The sequence below is a fragment of the Novosphingobium sp. AAP93 genome (genome assembly GCF_001296055.1).
GTDB lineage: Bacteria > Pseudomonadota > Alphaproteobacteria > Sphingomonadales > Sphingomonadaceae > Novosphingobium.
Genome location: NZ_LJHZ01000043.1, coordinates 1 through 1,298, shown reverse-complemented (window position 1 = coordinate 1,298; position 1,298 = coordinate 1). Strand labels below are relative to the sequence as shown.

Here is a 1,298-nt window from a genome sequence, read left to right as displayed (position 1 = left end):
TGGACACTTCGAAGAACCGCTTGATTTTGGGGTGTTGCGCAGGCCAATTGCTGCCGGAGGCCCTGATGATGCCAGTGCTTGGGTTTGATCGGCAGATTTCCTGGTGATTGGCCTGCCTTTTGGGCCATTTCCGGATCAAGCAGGCGCAGTACGCCCCTCGAGCCAGGCGAGCCTCTGGAAGTTGTAGGCGAGGTTGGCCATGCCGATCTTGATGCGAGCGCGGGCAATGCCGATGGTGCGGACTAACAGACCCATGCGATGCTTCTGCCCGGCAAAGACATGCTCGACCGCCGAACGGATGGCTGATCGCTTGGCATTGGCCCTGGCGATGCGCTCGGGCATGGCGCGGCGGTTCGGTTTGCGCTGGTGGATATGGCTCTTGAACATGCCCCTCTCGAGGAAGGCTTCGTTCTTCTTCGACCGGTAGGCGGTATCGGCCCAGACGCCCGAGCCGGTGTTGCTCGTGCTGATCAGGTCCGGCAACCGGGCACCGTCATGGGCGTTGGCGGCGCTGGCATCCCAGGTGCGGATCAACCCGTGAGCCCGGTCGATGCCGATGTGGTTCTTGTAACCGAACATCGGGATGGCAAGGTCGACCGGCTTGAACGCCTTGGGATCGGCGCCCTCCTTCACCTTGGCCTTGGTATACTTCACGCTCCAGCGGGCATCGCGATCCTTCTGGCGGAGCCGGGCTGGCTTTGCCTTCCATGTCTCCGGGATCCGGCCCTCCTTGATCGCCGCCTTCTCCTCCTCGGTGTTGCGCTGCTTGGGGGCAGGCACCACCGTGGCATCGATGATCTGGCCACCCATCGCGAGATAGCCACGATCCGTCAGAGCCGCATCGAAACGGGCGAAGAGCTTGTCGATCGCCTTGGCCTGCACCAGGCGCTCGCGGAACAGCCAGACCGTCGTTGCATCGGGCACCGTGCCATCGAGCCCAAGGCCCAGGAAGCGCTGAAACGACAAGCGATCCTTGATCTGGAATTCCGTTGCTTCGTCTGACAACGAATAGAGCGCCTGCAGCACCAGGATCTTGAACATCATCACCGGATCGAACGGCGGCCGGCCACCCTTGCCACGGACACTGCGGCGCAGGGCGGCAATCAATGGACCCCGGAAAACCTCGAAGTCGACGACCCCTGACAGACGTTCCAACGGATCACCAGCGGCGCTCAACGCCTCGTAACGATCCGAAAGATTAAAGAAACCGGGCTGTCCCGCCATCATCGCCTCCGCTCATCCGCAGAAGCAGTGAATCAGGTCAGCCCGCCGAGCGCCAGAGTTTTTCGAACCGTCCA

General features: G+C 61.9%; 1 protein-coding gene. It reads right to left on the bottom strand.

Translation table 11 applies throughout. The annotated features are described in order from the left end of the window. Positions 1 to 135: 135 nt before the first annotated feature. Entirely contained in the window at positions 136 to 1,224 is a 1,089-nt protein-coding gene (locus IP83_RS08575) for an IS5 family transposase (RefSeq protein ID WP_054121802.1), read from the bottom strand. Positions 1,225 to 1,298 lie beyond the last annotated feature (74 nt).